The 16,569-nt window shown below is 65.7% G+C and carries 15 protein-coding genes; 9 read left to right on the forward strand and 6 right to left on the reverse strand.

Annotated features, from left to right (window positions below; genetic code table 11):
- Positions 1 to 201, reverse strand: a 201-nt coding sequence (locus tag AQUI_RS26945; protein WP_156916750.1) for a hypothetical protein, incomplete at its 3' end; no start/stop codon positions are given.
- 173 nt (positions 202 to 374) lie between these two features.
- Here AQUI_RS26945 and AQUI_RS0102360 point away from each other — a divergent pair.
- The 5 genes from AQUI_RS0102360 (at position 375) to AQUI_RS26955 (ending at position 6,894) form a co-directional block, all read left to right on the forward strand.
- Entirely contained in the window at positions 375 to 3,713 is a 3,339-nt protein-coding gene (locus AQUI_RS0102360) for an exostosin domain-containing protein (protein WP_027256080.1), read from the forward strand.
- A gap of 81 nt (positions 3,714 to 3,794) precedes the next feature.
- A complete protein-coding gene (locus AQUI_RS29100) occupies positions 3,795 to 4,601 on the forward strand; it encodes an ATP-grasp fold amidoligase family protein (protein ID WP_027256081.1) in 807 nt (268 codons plus the stop codon).
- 22 nt (positions 4,602 to 4,623) lie between these two features.
- Entirely contained in the window at positions 4,624 to 5,361 is a 738-nt protein-coding gene (locus AQUI_RS0102370; protein WP_027256082.1) for a sulfotransferase family protein, read from the forward strand.
- Complete coding sequence (locus tag AQUI_RS0102375; protein ID WP_027256083.1) at positions 5,358 to 5,885, forward strand: hypothetical protein; 528 nt, start codon at positions 5,358 to 5,360, stop codon at positions 5,883 to 5,885. The genes AQUI_RS0102370 and AQUI_RS0102375 overlap by 4 nt, the downstream gene beginning before the upstream one ends.
- Positions 5,886 to 5,898: 13 nt before the next feature.
- Positions 5,899 to 6,894, forward strand: a complete 996-nt coding sequence (locus AQUI_RS26955) for a glycosyltransferase family 2 protein (RefSeq protein ID WP_051371777.1) — start codon at positions 5,899 to 5,901, stop codon at positions 6,892 to 6,894.
- Between the two features lie 21 nt (positions 6,895 to 6,915).
- Here the strand turns inward: AQUI_RS26955 and glf are convergent, their stop codons facing one another.
- The 3 genes from glf to AQUI_RS0102395 all read right to left on the reverse strand — a co-directional run bounded on the left by glf (position 6,916) and on the right by AQUI_RS0102395 (position 9,128).
- Positions 6,916 to 8,088, reverse strand: coding sequence for a UDP-galactopyranose mutase (glf, locus tag AQUI_RS0102385; protein ID WP_035919661.1), 1,173 nt, complete (start codon positions 8,086 to 8,088; stop codon positions 6,916 to 6,918).
- Positions 8,089 to 8,136: 48 nt separating this feature from the next.
- The gene (locus tag AQUI_RS0102390; protein WP_156916751.1) at positions 8,137 to 8,439 is read right to left on the reverse strand and encodes a hypothetical protein; all 303 of its coding nucleotides are present in this window, start codon (positions 8,437 to 8,439) and stop codon (positions 8,137 to 8,139) included.
- 194 nt (positions 8,440 to 8,633) lie between these two features.
- Positions 8,634 to 9,128: a hypothetical protein gene (locus tag AQUI_RS0102395; protein ID WP_156916752.1), complete on the reverse strand. Its 495-nt coding sequence runs from the start codon at positions 9,126 to 9,128 to the stop codon at positions 8,634 to 8,636.
- Positions 9,129 to 9,368: 240 nt separating this feature from the next.
- Here AQUI_RS0102395 and AQUI_RS26960 point away from each other — a divergent pair, with 240 nt between their 5' ends.
- Genes AQUI_RS26960 through AQUI_RS26965 form a run of 3 tightly spaced genes read left to right on the forward strand, consistent with a single transcriptional unit; the run spans position 9,369 to position 13,485 of the window.
- Positions 9,369 to 10,499, forward strand: coding sequence for a hypothetical protein (locus tag AQUI_RS26960; protein WP_051371778.1), 1,131 nt, complete (start codon positions 9,369 to 9,371; stop codon positions 10,497 to 10,499).
- Positions 10,500 to 10,532: 33 nt separating this feature from the next.
- Positions 10,533 to 11,636, forward strand: coding sequence for a hypothetical protein (locus AQUI_RS0102405; protein WP_027256087.1), 1,104 nt, complete (start codon positions 10,533 to 10,535; stop codon positions 11,634 to 11,636).
- A 49-nt stretch (positions 11,637 to 11,685) separates the two neighbouring features.
- Positions 11,686 to 13,485, forward strand: a complete 1,800-nt coding sequence (locus AQUI_RS26965) for a glycosyltransferase family protein (RefSeq protein ID WP_051371779.1) — start codon at positions 11,686 to 11,688, stop codon at positions 13,483 to 13,485.
- A 19-nt stretch (positions 13,486 to 13,504) separates the two neighbouring features.
- Here the strand turns inward: AQUI_RS26965 and AQUI_RS0102415 are convergent, their stop codons facing one another.
- Both AQUI_RS0102415 and AQUI_RS0102420 read right to left on the reverse strand, forming a co-directional pair.
- Entirely contained in the window at positions 13,505 to 14,158 is a 654-nt protein-coding gene (locus tag AQUI_RS0102415; protein WP_027256088.1) for an ABC transporter ATP-binding protein, read from the reverse strand.
- Between the two features lie 10 nt (positions 14,159 to 14,168).
- Positions 14,169 to 15,593 (reverse strand): hypothetical protein, encoded by a 1,425-nt coding sequence (locus AQUI_RS0102420; RefSeq protein WP_027256089.1) that lies wholly within the window; start codon positions 15,591 to 15,593, stop codon positions 14,169 to 14,171.
- A gap of 91 nt (positions 15,594 to 15,684) precedes the next feature.
- Here AQUI_RS0102420 and AQUI_RS0102425 point away from each other — a divergent pair, with 91 nt between their 5' ends.
- Positions 15,685 to 16,542, forward strand: coding sequence for an ABC transporter permease (locus AQUI_RS0102425; RefSeq protein ID WP_027256090.1), 858 nt, complete (start codon positions 15,685 to 15,687; stop codon positions 16,540 to 16,542).
- The last annotated feature ends 27 nt before the right edge of the window (positions 16,543 to 16,569 follow it).

Below are 16,569 nucleotides of genomic sequence, written 5' to 3' on the forward strand. Positions count from 1 at the left end.
CAGCTCAAACGCCAGTCCGCCGCTGCCGCCTGCCAGCCGCATCCGCGCCCTGCCGGCCGGATCGCAGGACAGCCACAGATCGGGGCCCAGATCCAGATGCCCGGCCCGCACCTCCCGCGGGTCCCCCTCCGCCAGGGCGGTAATCTGATCGCGCAAAGAGGCCAGCGCAGGCAGCGCGGCAGGGGGCTCCGGAAGGGTCACAGGGCAGATCCTCATGTCATCATGCGGCGGCCAACTTCCCGGAAAACGCCGCGGATTGCAAGCCAGCCCGGCCTCCCCGGCCCGGCCCCAGTTGAGAACTGCCGGTCAGGCTGCTACAGGCGGTACTGCCGCCGCGGTTGCGCGGCAGATTTCAGCCTGTACGGATTTCCCGAATGCCTGCCTTGCCCACCCTTGCCGTGATCTTGCCCTGCCTGGACGGCTGCGGCGGTCTCGACCGCACCCTGCACAATCTGGCAGCGCAGGCCGGCCCGTTCCGCCTGCACTGCCATGCGGTGCAGGCCGCCCCGGACGGCGGCATGAACGGCGGCGCGGACAGCACCCGGCAGCTGGATTGGTGGCAGGCGCAATTCCGCAGCGGCCGCCGCCGCGCGGACTGCGCCGAGCTGACCTTCAGCCACGGGGCCGTGTCCGGCCCCGGCTTGAAACCCGGCCTGGCCGGCTGCCTGGCGGCGGGGATCGCGGCCTGTCCCGAAGACAGCCTGTTCAGCTGGATGATGCCCGGCGGCACCCTGCCGCCGGAGACGCTGCAAGGCGCGGCCGAGGCCATGCAGCAGTTCCCGCCGGGGCAGCTCTCCTGGCTGAGCTGCGCCGGCGCCGCGCCGCTGCCGGGCCTGGTGCTGCAAGCCGGGCTGAGCGATGGCACCCATTGGGAGGCGCTGCCTCCGGCGGGGACGTTTTTCCGGCCCTGGCTGTGGCGCAAAGCGGCCCTGGATCCGGCGCTGCAGGACCCGGATCCGGGCACCGCGGCCTGGGTCCTGTGGCGCCGGTTCAGCCAGCATACGGACCTGGTTCAGCTGACCCAGGCCGGGACCAGCCCCCAGCCGCTGCTGCCGGATGCCGCGGCACTGGAAGCGCAGCTGCCCGCCAGCCGCCGCCGTGCCGCCCTGAAAGATCTGGCGGGCCAGGCCGAAGCCGGAACCCCGCCGGCCTGGCGCCGCCTGAGCCGCTGCCCGGATCAAGGCAGCCTGGTGATCACCGGCGAGGATGCCCTGCCCGCGCTGGCGCGCCATTGCAGCGCCGTGCTGGGCAGCGCACCGGCCTGTCCGGACGCCGGCCCGCAGCCCCCCCGGGAGCTTGCCCGGGCGCGCCGCGCAGCCGTCCAGGCCGCGGGCGACATCACCTTCCGGAACAACATCCTGGCCCATGACAGCGGCTGGCAGTACCCGGCCATCACCGAGCAGCACGCCTTTCACCAGCTGGCCCGGGCCGGCGCGGTGCCGGACGGGGTGACTTATCTGGCCTACCCCTGGGCCACGCTGATCGACAAGCTGCACCGCAAGACCGCCGATCTGCCGGCCCATCTGGCGCAGTTCCGCGCCTTCTGCGCCCGGGTGCCCAGGGACACGGTCAAAGTCACCGTCTGCCAGCACATCAAGATGCAGGAAGAGCTGGAGCTGTTCCGCCTGGCCGGGGTCACCGAGATCTTCTGGTCCCATGCCACCCATACGGACAGGGCGGCGCTGGATCCGGGCGGGCTGCGCCTGCATCCCTTCCCGCTGTTTCCGGTGCAGGCCGCCGGACCGCAGGAAACCGGCCCGGAAACGAGCGCCGAAACAGGTGACCGGGACACCGGTGAGCGGCCGCATCTGTTCTCCTTCATCGGCGCCCGCGCCAACCAGCATTATCTGACCGGCAGCCGCAACTGGATCCTGGACCTGCTGCAGGACGATGCGCGCGGACAGATCACCGGGCGCGACAGCTGGCATTACAACAAGGTGGTCTACGGCCATCAGATCCATCAATCCAGCAGCCGCCGCGAGGGGGCGGGCTTTGTCGACACCAGCGCCTCCGAGGAGTTCCGCGCCTCGCTCAGAGCCTCGGTGTTTTCGCTCTGCCCTTCCGGCACCGGCCCCAATTCGATCCGCCTGTGGGAAAGCCTCGGCCTGGGCGCGGTGCCGGTGATCCTGGCCGATAGCTGGGCGCCGCCCGGCAACCCGGCGCTGTGGCAGGCAGGGGCTGTGTTCTGCAAGGAGACCCCCGAGGCGATCCGTGCCCTGCCGGAGCGGCTGGCAGCCCTGGCCGCCGACCCGGAAGCACTGGCGCGGCTGCGCCATGGTGCCCGCCAGCTCTGGGCGCTCTATGGCCCGGACAGCTTTATCTATGACCTGCAGAAATTCATGCTGGAGACGGCAGGCGGGCTGAACAGCCCCGCCCGCCTGCCCGGCCTGTTGCCCGGCCTGACCGCAGAGCTGACCGCCCCGCGGGAGGAAGCCCCCCGCCCCGCCGCTGCGGCGCTCTATCTCAGCAGCCTCTCCAGCCGCCTGCTGCTGGACGGCAGTGCCGCGCTGGACACCCATTGCGCTGATCCCCTGGCCCAGACCGCCGAGGCGCAGGCCCGCACCGCGCTGGCAGCGGAGCATCCGCAGGTGCAGCAGCTGGACCGGACCCTGGCGCTGCTGCAGCGGCGCAGCGGCCGGGATCCCGCGGTGCAGCCTGCCGCGGCGCCGGCGCTGATCCGGCGCGGCCCGCTGCGGGTCTGCCTGCCGGGCAAGCATTCCAACCGCACCCCGCTGGCCTATGCGCCGTTCCGGAACCTGGTCCGGGGCCGCATCACCCAGGTGGAAACGCTGCAGGAGGCAGACATCATGCTGACCGGCTTCAGCGCCGACCTGCGTGAGATGGCTCCCGCCCTGGCCGCCGCCCGGCAGCAGAACCCGGATCTGCAGCTGGCCGTCCTGTCCGAGGAACCGCTATGGGACAGCATCTGGAACAATGACCTGATGTCCCGGCGCCAGCAGATGGAGGCCGGCGGGCACCGGCTGGATTATCATGTGTTCAACCACAGCAACTCCGCCATTTTCGACTTTGTCTCCATCCCCTATTTCCTGCTGACCCGCACCGGCTTTCTGGCCCGCTACGGGCTGGGGCTGGCGCGCCACATGCGGCTCAGCCCCGCCGCCCTGCTGCAGCACTGGCGCGCGGCGCCGGTGCCGGCCGCATTCTATGCCGAAGTACGCGATACCCCCGCCTATTCCAGGGTCTGGCCGGAGCAGCAGGTCGAAGGCCTCAGCGTCTACCGCACCGATGCGGCGCGGCTGACGGATCTGCCCGGCACTTTGCGCGAAGGCCGCGGCTGGCGCCCCGGCGCCAAGCGCCAGGCGCTGGCCGACTGGCACCTGGACAAGCTGGCGGCGCTGGACATGCGCACCCGGGTGATGGCGGCCTACGAGAACACCCATCAGCACGCCTATATCTCGGAAAAACTGTTTGACGCGTTCCTGGCCGGCGGCATGCCGGCCTATTACGCGGGCCCCGGCCACCGGGTGCATGAGCTGGTGCCGGAGGCGGCGATGATCAACACTTACGGGCTGGACGCGGCCCAAGCCGCAGAGCGGATCACCAGCTTCACCCCGGACCACGCTTGCGCCGAAGCCTGGCTGGAAACCGCCCGCCTGCTGCAGGCCCGCTTCAGCAGCCCGGATGCCATCGCCGGAGAGCGCCGCCGGATCGCCACTGCGGTCGCGGACGCGCTGGAAAGCTGCCTGCCATGAATGCCGCCATGAGCCCCGCCTGCCCGCCGCCTGCCTGTTTTCCGCTCACCCCCGCACAGCCGGGGCCAATATGGGACGCCTATGCCAAACACTGATTTCAAGCGCCGCATGAACGAGCGGCTGGACCGCTGGTACAAGAACGCGGACCCGCAGGAAGACCCCAAGCGGCAGCAACGGCGCAGATATATCGCCGGCCTGGTCAACAAGACCTCGATGTTCAACTACGCCCGCCGCCTGGAGCTGCCGCTGCCCGAGCGCTTTGCCGAGGCCGAAGGGCTGGAGGCGCTGGATTTCGCCGCCTTGCCGGAGCGGGTGGTGATCAAGCCCAACAATGGCGCCGACAATGACGGCGTCCTGCTGTTTGACGGCGCGCGCGAGGTGTTCACCGGCGACCGCGTCGCCATCGCGGACCGCACCGCCTATACCCGCCAGCGCTATGACGCAGGCAGCTTCCTGCAGCCCAACAGCAAGATCATCGCCGAGGAATTCCTCCAGGATTTCGACCCTGCCTTCACCGTGCCGCGCGACTTCAAGGTCTATGTGGCAGGCGGGCGGCCCTGGGTGATTCAGGTAGTCAACCGCCAGGGCCCCAAGGCGGAGTGGAGCCACCGCTACTACAATCAGGACTGGGTGGCCTATGACCATTTCCAGCGCGAAAACGGGCTGGCACCGGTGATCCCGCAGCCCGCCCGTTTCGAGGAGCTGATCGCGCTCTCCACCCGCATCGCCCGGGATATCAAGTGCTTCATGCGGCTGGATTTCTACATCACCGCGGACCGCGTGGTCTTTGGCGAGTTCACCTCCTACCCCAATGCCGGGCTGCAATTCACTCCGGTCGGCAGCAATGTGCTGTGCGACCTGATGGACCGCTACCCGGACCCGTTCTGATCCGGACAGGAGTTTCCAGACCATGCCGCAGCATCTCTTTCTGTCAGGAACCGCCCGGGCCGGCACCAGCGCCCTGGTCAATATCCTCAATCAGCACAACCATATCCTGATCGGCCAGGAGCGCTATTTTAAAAAGTTCCGCCAGGACAGGATCAGCCCTGCCCATTTCGAAAAAGACCGCTTTCTTGATATCCGCGAAGGCGACACCCATGCCCATGGCGGCCTGTTTGTCCCGCAGCGCCCCCGCCGCTATGACAATGCGGTCTATGTCGGCGACAAATACCCGCCGATGTTCCGCCATCTGGACCATGTGCTGAGCGAATTTCCCAAGGCCCGCCATATCTATATCCTGCGCAACCCGCTGTCGGTCGCGGAAAGCTATGAGGCCCGGTTCCGGAACCCCGATGACGACTGGACCCTGGACTGGCGCGCAGGCCTTGCGGCCTGGAACGACAGCGTCGCCCGCATCGCGGCCCTGACGCAGGCGCAATTGCAGCAGTTCACCTTTGTGCAATACGAGGACATCTATGCCAGCCCCCAGGCCATCAACGCGCTGTTCACCCGGCTGGGATTAAGCAACCTGGAGCCGGAAACCCTGGCGCCCTTTGCAGAGAAATTTGCAGGCCTCAACAGCAAGCTGGTGCCGCGCCGCGACGACATCCGCGCCCAGGTGGCCCGCGAGGCCGACTGGGCCGCCTACAAGCAGCTCTGCGCGCTGATGCCGCCGCCTCTGCAAAACACAGTGGAGGATGGCCGGTGACCGCCATCATGCCCGCCCTCCTCAGCCCTGGCCTCAGCGCCTTTACCGCCAGCCGCCAGGACGGACCGCTGCAGGCGGAACGCACCAATCTGGCGCCGGGGATGTTCCTCGATGCCGACCCGGCGCTGCAGATGGCGGGGCGCTACAGCTCTGCGGCCGGCGCCTTTCTCGATCTCCATGCCGCGCCGTCAGGCCGCGGCGGCTGGTTCGGGCTGCATCTGGCGCTGGAGCTGCCGCCGCTGCAGGAGATCAGCTATCTCGGCCTGGCCTGCCGCGCTGCCGCGCCGGAACAGCTGATGCTGCGCCCCTGCCTGCGCACCGGCCTTGAGGGCGGCGGGTTCAGCGACTGCTTTTTCGACAGGCACATCCTGGCCGCCGGGCGCGCCCACAGCCATACCGATGCGCTCTATCTCGACAGCCGCCCGGAGCTGCCGCTCAGCGCGCCCTGGCATGAACTGGTGCTGTTCCTGCCCTGCCAGGCTTTTGACCTCAGCCTGATGCACCTGCATCTGTTTGCCCTGTAAGGCAGATCCCGCCATGCCCCTTGATCCGCCCCTCGACCTGACCGTCGCCATCCCCAGCCATGATGACAATGGCAATCTGACCCGGCTGCTGCGGCATCTGGCGGCTCTTGGCATCGCCCAGGCGGTGATCGTGACGGACGACGGCTCCCTGCCCGCCCCTGATGCCGAAACCCTGGCCCGGGACAGCGGGCTGGAGCCGGCCCGGCTGACCCTGCTGCGCCAGGACCGGGTCCGGGGCGCAGGCGCGGCGCGCAACCGGGCGCTTTTGCATGTGAAAACCCGGCACCTGCTGTTTCTGGATGCCGATGACCTGCCCGCCCGCGAATTGCGCAGCCTGTGCCAGGCGCTGGCGCAGGCGGATCCTTTCGATTTCTGCATCTTCCAGCACCACGACAGCCGGATGGCGCAGGACCGGCAGCGGGGGCAGATGCCCTTTGATCAGGATTTCTGGGTTCAGGCAGGCCTGGCCCAGGGCAGCCTGCGCCCGGTTCCGGACAGCGCCGCGCCGCTCTTGGCACAGACCGCCAATTACCCCTGGAACAAGATCTACCGCACGGAGTTCCTGCTGGAACAAGGCATCCGCTGTTCCGAGACCCTGGTGCACAACGACATCGCCCTGCATTGGCAGAGCTTCCTGCGGGCCCGGAGCATCCTCAGCAGCGCCTGCATCGGCGTCACCCATTTCGTGCAGCCGGGCGGCAGCCGGCTGACCAACCGGCTGGACGCCGAACGGCTGCGGGTGTTTGAACCGCTGGAACAGATCGCGCTGGAGATCGCCGCCGGCACCGGCCCCGCAGGCCGCCGCTATGCCCCGGCCTTCTTCGGCTTTGCCCTGGGGCTTTTGAACTGGGTGCAGGGCACGTTGGCCAAGGATCTGCAAGAGGAGCTCAAAATCCGGGCCGATGCCTTTCTGCAGCGCCACCTCAGCCGGGAGATGTGCCGCCGGCTGCAACAGGACCGGCCCGCCGACTGGCAGCGGGCCGCGGAGCTGTTTTCCCTGCCCGGCTGAAACCGGCCGGGCTGCCGCCGCTTAAAGCGGCGCGGTAAAGAACGCCGGCGCCGCCTCGCCCTTGTCGAGGCAGGCGGCAAAGCCGCGGGCGGCGTCCAGGGCCTCGCGGATGGTCACATCCATGTCCAGGTAGCGGTAGGTGGCCAGACGGCCGACAAAGGTCACGCCCGCCGTCGCTTCCGCCAGCTTCACATAAGCGGCCAGCAGTTCCTTCTCCTTCACCTGGCGGACCGGGTAATAGGGAATGTCGCCGGGCTCCGCCAGCCGCGAGAACTCGCGGTACAAAACCGAGCCCTCGTGGCTTTCCCAGGGGCTGAAATGCTTGTGCTCGGTGATCCGGGTATAGGGCACCTCTTCCTCGCCGTAGTTCATCACCGCGCAGCCCTGGTAGTCGCCCTGATGGGTGAAGCGCTCGAAATCCAGGGTGCGGTAGCCAAGGCGGCCCAGCTCATAGCCGAAATAGCCATCAAGCGGCCCGGAATAGAACACGTGGTCATGGGCTTCGCCCATCTCCGCGCTGAATTCGGTCTCCAGCTGAACGGTGATGTTCTCATGATCGAGGATCTTCTCGATCATCGCGGTATAGCCATTCTCGGGCATGCCCTGGAACTGGTGGAAGAAGTAATTGTCGTCATAGTTGAACCGCACCGGCAACCGCTTCAGGATGCTTGCGGGCAGCTCGGAGGGGTGCATGCCCCATTGCTTGATGGTGTAGCCCTTGAAGAAGGCCTCATAAAGGTCCTTGCCGACAAAGCGCATCGCCTGCTCTTCAAAGGTCTCAGGGTTTTCAATCGAGGTATCGGCCTGTTCGTTGACGATGAAGCTGTGCGCTTCTTCGGGCCGCATGGTCTTGCGGAAGAACTGGTTGATGGTGTGCAGATTGACCGGCAGCGAGAACACTTCCTGCTGCCCCGACAGCCCGCGGGTGGTGGATTTCACCCGGTTTTTGTAGGGTTTGAAGGTCTCGAAACTGTTCACATAGTCCCAGACTTCAGCGTCATCGGTGTGGAAGATATGCGGCCCGTAGACATGCACCATCACGCCGGTGTCCGCATCGCGCTCGGTGTGGCAGTTGCCGCCGGCATGGGGGCGGCTGTCGATCACGGTGACCCGGTGTCCGGCCTCGGCCAGATGCCGCCCGATCACGGCCCCCGAAAGCCCTGCGCCCACCATCAGAAATTTACCTGCCGCCATTAGTCCTGTCCTCTCATATTCCCTGGGAGCCTCAAGCCGTCGCCCCTGTCATTTCACGTTCTGCCGCATCCGGTGCGCCGCATTGAACTGCACATCCACATTGCCGTATTGCAAAAAGATGATGTCATCGCTGCTGGCGCCTTTCAGGCAGGCCAGCACATAATTGCGGTTCTCCGCCTTCAGAAAACCGCGGGCCGACCAGCCGCTGGCCCAATGAGAGCGGTAGCGGCTGCTGGTTCCGAAGATGTAATCAAACAGTTCGCAGGACGAGGATCCAAATGCATAAAGCCGGGCCTCAGCCGCGCCCTGCGGACGGCAGGCCCGCACCCTGCCCGCACGGAGCGCCAGCAAGGCCGAACTCAAACGGGCGCGGAGGTGTTTTCTGAACCGGGCTGCAATCATACCAATCAACGTTTTGTCCAAGGCTGCCGGGCCATGGCCCCATCTCTGCACTTTGCGCCCACTGCTAACGGACTGGCCGCCCCTGTGGCAACCCGGCTGCCTGCGTACCCGCCCGGCAGGCCGGCAGTTTTCCGCAAACCCGCCTATGCGTTCTCGGCCAGGGCTTTCTCCCGCGGCAAAGCCGCTGCGGGCTCGAACCGCTTCAGATTGGCCGCCCGGTAGTTTTCCGCTCTGATTTTCTTGCCGGCTCCGCCGCGCGCACCGCTTTTATAAAGCGCAACGCGCCAATCCGCCCGCCGCGGCGGCAGACCGGGAATATCCCGGATCCCCTCCCAGACCTGCTCCTGGATCTTGACGTAATCGGCATGGTGATTCGGCTTTTCCCGGTGGTATTCCCGCTTCAGCACCCCGTGCTCATCCCCCAGAACCGGCGTCAGATCCCGCCAGTCGCAGAAACCGCTGACAAGTTGGTTGATCCGGTTCAAAAGCTGCGCCTGATAGCGCGGCGCCGGCCCGTCAGCCTCAGGCCCAGTGTTTTCAGCCCTGGTGTTTTCAGCCCTGGTATCCTTCGGTCCGGTTTGCCGCCGCCGCCTCTCTGCCAGGGCGCGCAGGCCGGCCCTTAAAAATTGCAATGCCATGGTCAAATCACCTGAAATGCCTCTGTCAAATTGCCGGGGCCGCCAAACCGCCTGATGCAACCTGCGGTTCTCTGCACAGTTTTCCCGCTCAGCGCAACCCGTCGCACAGCCCGTCCGGCAGCTTGGCGCGCAAATACGCTTGCTGCCGCAGGCACAACCGGGACGGCGATTGTCTATAGCCCGAAAATCCCCTACACCACAGCCTTGAAACCCGCTTCAAACACAGGATCCGGCACTCATATGCCTGCCTCAGAACGTCCCCGCCGCAAGACTCTGATTTTTCACATCGGCGATCACAAAACCGGTTCCACTTCGGTTCAGCTGGCCTTTGCCAAAGGCCTGGTCACGCTGGACGGGCACAGCGTCTTTTATCCGGCCCGGCTGGCCAGCAATATCCTGGAGACACACTGCCGCGCCTACGCCAGGGCGGAGACCCCGGAGGCGCGGCGGGCCGCCGCCAAGCCTTTCAAAAGGCTGGCGGCACGAATTCAGGCGTCAGAGGCCGATTTCACCCTTGTGTCTGCCGAATCCCTGGAAGGCGTTCCTCCGGCACTGTTTCATGAGATTGCCGAGACCTTCTTTGCCGGCGCCGCCGATGAGATCCGCATCATCGCCTATGTGCGGCCCCATGCGGCCCGGGTCCTGTCCAGCTTTGCCGAGCGCATCAAAATCGGCACCGCGCGCGCCTTGCGCTCGGATCTGAACAGCTTTGCGGCCCGCCGCATCGAAGGCGGGGACTACATCTACCTGCCGCGGTTCGCCGCCTGGCGGGAGCATTTCGCAGACCGTTTCACCCTGCGCCCAATGATCCGCAGCCAGCTCTATCAGGGCGATGTGGTCAGCGATTTCATTCATCACGCCTTTGGCGGCCTTGCCTTCACCATCAGCGGCGAAAGCCAGGCCAATGAATCGCTATGCCTGGAGGATCTGATGCGTCTGAAGGTGCTGCAGAAGGCGCTGCTGCACCAGTCCAAAGACCTCAGGCTCAAGGTCGGCTGGGAGTTTTCCCGCCTGGCAGGGCATCTGCCGCCGGCCCCTGCGCGCACCAGGCTGCAGCTGCACCGCGCTCTGGCGAAGCCCCTCCGCGACAGCTACCTGGAGGATGCCCGCAATATGGACCGCATGTTTTTCAGCGGCGAACCGCTGATGCAAAACGAGCTGCACGCGGCCGTGAAGAAAGCCATCGCCAAACCGCAGTCCACTGCCCCGGCCGATCACCTGCCGCCGTCCGAATTGCACGGGCTGACCCTCATGGCCGGGATGGTCAGCGGCATGCTGGACGCCGGAGAGGTCGATTGGCCCGCCTTCCTGCATGGCAAGCGGGTCCGCGATGCCGAAGACGCCCTGCAGCCTGCCTCCGCTGCCGAATAGGCGAACCAGAGCACCTCAGTTATCGGGTCCGGTATGAAAGTCATTATCTATTTCGGCCACCACAAGGTCGGCTCCACTGCGCTGCAGGCCTATCTGGCCCGCAACACCCTGGAGCTGCTGCGGCATGGCATTCTTTACCCTGCGGTGGAAAGCGAGGGCATGTCGCATCTTCTGGCGCAGGCGCTTGGCCGCCAGGACGCGCCGGACCTTGGCTGCATGAACCTGCGCGAGCCGCACAATGCGCTTGGCTTCCGGATGCTGGCCAGCAAGCATGGCGGCGGCACCCCGCCCTGGCACGGCGCCCTGCCCGGCCTGCCCGCAATGCTGAGCACAGTCCGCAACCAGGTCAGCGTGCTGCAGCCGCACACCGTCATCCTGTGCTCCGAGGTTTTTTCCAACTTCGGCGCCGGGCATGAGGATCTGATCGCCAAATTGCGCGATCTGTTTCCCGATGCCGAACAGGAGCTTTACTGCGCGCTGCGCCAGCCCGATGAATACATGGCCTCCTGGTTCGGCCAGCGGCTGCGGTTCGGCCACCAGCTGCGCCCCCTGGATGGCGGCGCGGCGCTGGCGAGCACCAAAACCATCCATTTCAACTACCGCAAGATGGTGGAGCCCTGGACCCGCGTCTTCAGCAATGCCCGGCTGCATATCCGCAATTACGACGACATCCTGGCCGTCGGCGGCTCGGTGCAGGATTTCACCGCTCAGGCCGGCTGTGCCTTCCCGAAAAAGCTGCCGCATCAGGGGCCCTCCAACCACGGTTTGCCGCGCGCCGCCTATGAGATCATCCGCCAGGCCAATCACCGCCTGCCGCCCGAGGAGGCAAAAGCGCTGCGGGAGGTCTTCCTGAAACTCCCTGCCAGCGAGCTGCCGGTGCGCAACCGCGATGTGGAACTGTTCGGCAGCAGCTTGCGCAGCCAGCTTGCCGAGGCCTTTGCCCCGGTGCACAGCTACCTCAGCAGCCTCACCGGCCAGGCGGCCTTTTTCCCGGCCATCGGCGAGATGCGCGAATCCCGCCCGGTGCCCGAACGCCAGGCGGCCATCCGCCTGCTGGAAAGCCTGAACCCCGCCCAGCTGCCCTTGCCGGCGCTGCAAAGCTTTGTCACAGATCTGCAGCAAGACTTGTGCCAGTAACCGTTTATACGCCCGCGCCCCGGTTTCCGGGCCCCAAGGAATCCCCCGCATGATCACTCTGCAGAATTTCATCACCTCCGAGCCCGGCATCTGCACCGAACAGGCGCTTTACTGCCATGTGCAGGGTCCGGCCGGGTTTTCCCAGAGCACCGGGCATTACACCCTGTCCCGCGGGGCCTGTGCCAGATTTGACACCTATTTCAACCTGTTCAGCCTTGGGAAATGGAACCGCGGCTGCGCGTTCGACACGCTGTTTGCCGAGCTGACCGGCAGCGGCAAAGCCGAAATCAAAATCACCCTGGCCCAGCCCAGCCGGTCCTGGGAAGTGGTTTATTGCGACATCGCCGACCTGACGGAAGGCGCCCCCTATCAGATCGACCTGTCAGAATTTGCCGGCCCCGGCATCGAGGGCGTGCTTTATGCCGAGGTGCTGGCGCTGGGGGACGAAGTCACCCTGACCGGCGGCCGCTTTGCCACCGCCGCCGTGCCGGACACCCTGCCGCAGCTTGCGGTCTCCATCACCACCTTCCAGCGCGAGCAGGAGGTGCAGACAACCGTGGCCCGGCTTGAAGGTTTCCTGGAAGAATTCGAGCACAGCGCCAATATCCACGTGCAGGTGGTCGACAACGGCCAGAGCGCCGGCATCGCTGCCAGCGAAAAAGTCACCCCCTACCCGAACCGCAACCTCGGCGGTGCAGGCGGCTTTGCCCGCGGGCTTCTGGAGGCCGGCAAACGCGGCTGCAGCCATTGCCTGTTCATGGATGACGATGCCTCCTTCCACATGGAGAACATCGCCCGCGCCTATACTTTCCTGGCGCTGGCGCGGGACCCCAAGGCGGCGCTGGCAGGCGCGATGATCAACAACACCCACAAATGGTGCATGTGGGAAAACGGCGCCTGGTTCGACGGCTCCTGCCGCCCGCTCTACAACGGGCTCGACCTGCGCAACCCGGGCCAGGTCATCGATATGGAATTCAGCTCCGCCCGCTCCGCCCCCAGCACCCTTTACGGCGGCTGGTGGTTCTTCGCCTTCCCCATCGCCCAGGCCGCCCGCCATCCGTTCCCGTTCTTTGTGCGCGGCGATGACATCAGTTTTTCGCTGGCCAATGATTTCAACATCTTCACCCTGAACGGGGTGGTCTCCTTCCAGGATGATTTCACCGAAAAGGAAAGCGCCCAGACGCTGTATCTGGATCTGCGCAACCACCTGATCCACCATCTGGTGTTCGAAGAGCTGGAGCGCAGCCCGCTCGGCACCGCCAAAATCGCCCTCCGCTTCATGCTGCGCTCGCTCTTGCGCTGCAAATACGACAGCGCCGAAGCACAGCTTCTGGCCTGGCAGGATGTGATGCAGGGGCCGCAGTTCTTTGACGAGAACATCGACATGAGTGCGCGCCGCGCCGACATCAAGGCGCTGATCAAAGACGAAGCCTGGCAGCCGGCAGAGACCCTCAGCACCGCCGAGCGCCGCCGCTTCAGCCGCCTGCCGCGCCGCCTGCGGCATTATCTGGGCCTGTTCACCCTGAATGGCCATCTGGTGCCGTTCTGGAAGACGATCGGCGACCGGATGGTGCTGCATATCGGCGAGCGCGGCCTGGTGTTCCCGGCCTTTGGCGGCGCCCGGCTCACCTATCTCAACACCGATGGCAGCAAGGGCTATACCGTCACCCACTCAAAGCGGCGCTTCTTCAGCCTGGCCTGGCGCATGGCCAAAACCCTGGCTGCCTTCCGCCGCGACTACCGCAATCTGCAAGCCGCCTACCGCAGCGGCTATGCGGAGATGGCCAGCAAACCCTATTGGGAGAAAACCCTGGCCCCGGCAGAAGATCCGGTCCCGGCAGAGGCCTGAACGCTGAGGCGCGGCTGGATCAGTCCAGCATCGCCTCATGCGCGGCAATCGCCGCGTCCAGATCGTCGTAATAGCGGATCCGCCCGGCCTCCAGCACCAGCCCGGCATTGCAGAACTGGCGGATCTGCGCCATCGAATGATTGACCATGATGGCGCTGGAATGCTTCATCCGGTCGGCAAAGACCGCCCGGCTCTTGCGCTTGAACGACCGGTCGCCCACGGCCGTTACCTCGTCGACCAGATAGGTGTCGAAGCGGATTCCCATCGAGGCGCCGAAGGTCAGCCGCGAGCGCATGCCCGAGGAATAGCTGCGCATCGGCATGTGGTAGAATTTGCCCAGCTCGGCGAACTCGCCGACAAAATTCACCAGATCGCCGGTGTCCACCCCGTAGATGCGGGCGATGAAGCGGACATTCTCGGCGCCGGTCAGATCGCGGTGGAACGAGCCGCCCAGCCCCACCGGCCAGGAGATGCTGCCATCGGACACCACCCGGCCGTGATCGGGCCGCATGGTGCCGGCAATGATCTGCAGCAGCGTCGACTTGCCCGCCCCGTTGCGGCCCAGCAGCGCCAGGGATTTTCCCGGCGGCAGCGTCAGGTTCAGATTGTCGATCACGACCTTGCGCTCGCCCTTGAGCCGGAAGCTCTTGGTCAGGTTTTCGAAGCGGATCATATGCGGCCTCTCAGCTGCGGTCGCGGATCGAATAATAGATCAGCACCCCGATCGACCAGCCGAGCAGCAAAAACAGCCCCGCAAGCGCCGACAGCACATAGCGGCGCGGGTATTCCGCCGCCTCGGCCAGGGTCGGGGTGATATAAGTCGCGAGATAAAGGCTCTGGCGGGCCGCGTCGTCGCGCGCCACTTCCAGCGCAGTCAGCGCCGCGCGGTAGGTTTCCTCGGCAAATTCCCGGTCCACCGTGAGGCGCTCGAACTCCGAGATCAGCGAGGGGTAATCCTCGCCGACGCCGCCGGTGTCGGTATTGCTGGAGGCAAAGGTCTGGCGTTCGATATTGATGCGGTCGCGGATCACCTCGATCTGCTGCTGCGCCTGCTTGAGGCGCACATCGCTGTCCCCGACGCTGCCGCGCAAAAGATCGTATTCGATCAGCGCCGCGGCCAGCTTCTGCTGCAGATTGTTCATCACCCCCATGCGGCCCTGGATATCGGCCTCGGGGTCGACGATGCGGGTGCGGGTGCGGAACCGGGTCAGTTCTTCGCGCGCCAGCTTCAGCCGCTCAACCGCCTCCATCAGATCGGCCTCGGCATAGCGCATCGCATCGGCGCGCGCCTGCTCGTTCAGCGCATTGATGCGGATCTGGCTTTCATCGACGATGGCGCGGCTGACCGCCCGGGCGGTGTCCCGGTCAAAGGCGGTGACCCGCACTTCGGTCAGGCCGGAGCCGCTGTCATAGGAAATGCGCACCACCCGGTGCCAGAACCAGACCAGCTCCTCCAGCGTTGCATCGGGCCAGATTGAAAAGGCCCAGTCGGCCGGCCAGTACTGGCTGTAATGGGCGCGCAGATCCACCCGGGCATTGACCGCTTCGGCCATTTCCTGGCTCTGGATGAATTCATAAAGAATGTCGCTGTCCGAGGCGGTGGTATTGCCGGCAAAACTGGCCAGCCCGCCCAACAGCTCATTGGCACCGGAGCTTTCCTGGCTGCGCACGGTGAAACCGGCGGTGGAGGCATATTGATCCTCGGCCACCGCAAACAGATAAAACACCGCCGCCGCCAGCGGCAGCAGCACCAATGCCGCAAAGCTGGCGATCACGCCGCGGTGGCGGGTCTTGACATGGGCAGGCCGCGCCACCGGGTAGGCCGGGGTTTCAGCAATCTGCGCCTCCAGGCTGTCGGCTTTCTGCGCCAGCAGCGCTTGGGCTCTTTCGGCGTCCTGAACCTTGCGGCGCAGCCGCTTGAGCTTGCCGCCTTTGCCGCGGCTGGGCGCTCCGGACAGCTGTTTTGCAGGGCCGGCCTCCGCAGCGGGCCGGGCCTGCTCCGTGCCGCCGGGCGCCGGTGCGGCCGGGGTGTCCCTGTCTGCAGCTTTCCGGCCAGTACGGAACTGGGCGGCAACCTTCTGCCGCGCCGCCGGGTGATCCTGTGTCATAATCTGCTTACCCCGGCCTGCAGCCGTTTGTAATTGCCTCGTCTTTCTTTCATATTATCGCCTGCACAGCGCATATTCACAATGGGTATTCATGACCAGAACCACGCCCGCAGCGGCCTCTGCCCTGCCCCCGGCCCAGTCTCCTGCCCAGTACCCGGCCCAGCCGCCCCTCGCCGGGCGCGCCCGGCGCTTTGCCACCTTGCGCACGGTGGCCGCTCTGGTGCTGCGGGAGATGTCGACCCGCTACGGGCGCACCCCCGGCGGCTATCTCTGGGCCATTCTCGAACCGATGGCGGCCATTCTGTTCCTGGCGATCGGCTTTTCGCTGGTGATCCGCACCCCGTCGCTGGGCACCAGCTTCCTGCTGTTCTACGCCACCGGCTTTCTGCCCTTCAATCTCTACCAAAGCATTTCAGCCACCACCGGCCGGGCGATTGCCTATTCCAAGCCGCTGCTGAAATTTCCGGCTGTCACCTGGCTGGACGCGGTGCTGGCCCGCTTCCTGCTGAACAGCCTGACCGGTATCCTGATCACCTTCCTGCTGATCGGCGGCGTCTATGCGGTGACCGACAGCCGCGCGGTGCTGGATCTGCCGCCCGCAGTGCTGGCTATGGGGCTCTCGCTTCTGCTGGGGCTGGGAGTCGGCACGGTGAACTGCGTGCTGATGGGGCTCTACCCGCTGTGGGACGTGGCCTGGTCGGTGATCACCCGGCCGCTGTTCCTGGCCTCAGGCGTGCTGTTTCTTTATGAGGATCTGCCGCCGCTGGCGCAGGACATCCTGTGGTTCAACCCGCTGATGCATATCACCGGGCTGATGCGCAGCGGGTTTTACCCCAGCTATACCGCCGCTTACGTCAGCGTGACCTATGTGCTGGCCGCCAGCCTGATCCTGTTTGCACTCGGGCTGATCCTGATGGGCCGTTTTCACCGCGATATCCTGAACCGCTGAGGCCGGGTGCAGGAGACCGGCGGCAGC

The sequence above is a fragment of the Leisingera aquimarina DSM 24565 genome, from assembly GCF_000473165.1.
GTDB classification, from domain to species: Bacteria; Pseudomonadota; Alphaproteobacteria; order Rhodobacterales; family Rhodobacteraceae; genus Leisingera; species Leisingera aquimarina.